Here is a 569-nt window from a genome sequence, read left to right as displayed (position 1 = left end):
ATGCTATTGAAGCTAAAGAAATTGGTCATAATATTGAAAGCCCAATAGATTGGATACTTACTACCAAAACGGTGGATAGTTTACAAACAACTTTACTCTGTATAGAATGGTACACCTGTAGATGGGATATAGAAGAAGTTTTTAGAATGTTAAAAAAAGGAAGTTTTACTATTGAAGTTAGTGAATTAACAAGAGGTAAGGCTATTAGAAAACTCTACCTAATGATGCTTGACCATTATTAAGTTATTTATTATGCAAATAGCCTATAATATCGAAGAAGAAACAGATTCTAGGGTATGCTTTTCAGTAGAAAAAATAACGTGTTTTGAATCTCAAATAGAACAATTAGAAGGTAATACAGAAAAATTGAAAACCCATATAAACCATCTGATCTCAAACGGTATATATATGGGTTATAGCCAGATTAGGTGGCTGAAAAGGTTATCTAAAACAAAGAAATCCAGGGGTTACTACATTCTGAAAAGGTCTACAAAAATTTTCTGCAATTATGCAAGGTTGGATACTCTTTAGAAATGTGTCTAGACGGTAGCGCCTAAAACGTGGTTTTT

1 pseudogene is annotated in these 569 nt (G+C 32.0%); it reads left to right on the top strand.

Annotated elements, in window-relative coordinates:
- Positions 1–242: pseudogene (locus ACY2RX_RS14600) on the top strand (IS4-like element ISSysp3 family transposase); the annotation flags it as partial.
- Positions 243–569: the final 327 nt, after the last annotated feature.

The organism is Polaribacter sp. 2405UD43-2, assembly GCF_058147125.1.
The sequence above is the reverse complement of the archived record's forward strand: the minus strand, read 5'-3'. Positions and strand labels throughout refer to the sequence as shown.